The 422-nt window shown below is 38.6% G+C and carries 1 pseudogene; it reads left to right on the top strand.

The features are described from left to right. Nucleotides 1–422, top strand: a pseudogene (locus SH09_RS13735) (accessory Sec system glycosyltransferase GtfA); the annotation flags it as partial.

Below are 422 nucleotides of genomic sequence, written 5' to 3'. Positions count from 1 at the left end.
AAGATGCAGATAAAGATATTGTCGACCGTGCGGAATTTGTGATTAATGGGATGCTTGTACGCAAAGATTATTATAGCTACGTGCGTACATTTTCTGAGTATTATGCACCGAGTGATGGCGTTGCAAAAGTATATATGCGTCAGTTTTATAATGAAAATGGCACAGTTGCTTATACGGAATATATTGATGGAGAGACTAATTTGTATGCTTTCCCTGATCGCAAATTTTACAATCGAGAAGCTTTTGTGGCGTATTTTATCGAATGTCTTGAACTGACATCGGAAGATATCCTTATACTCGATCGTGCGACAGACGTTGGACAAGCGATTATACAAAATGCAGGGGATAGCAAAATTGGTGTGGTCGTACATGCAGAGCATTTTAGTGTTCATGCGACAGATGATGATCATGTTTTATGGAAT

Origin of the sequence: Staphylococcus gallinarum (assembly GCF_000875895.1) — a bacterium.
Lineage (GTDB): Bacteria > Bacillota > Bacilli > Staphylococcales > Staphylococcaceae > Staphylococcus > Staphylococcus gallinarum.
The sequence above is the reverse complement of the archived record's forward strand: the minus strand, read 5'-3'. Positions and strand labels throughout refer to the sequence as shown.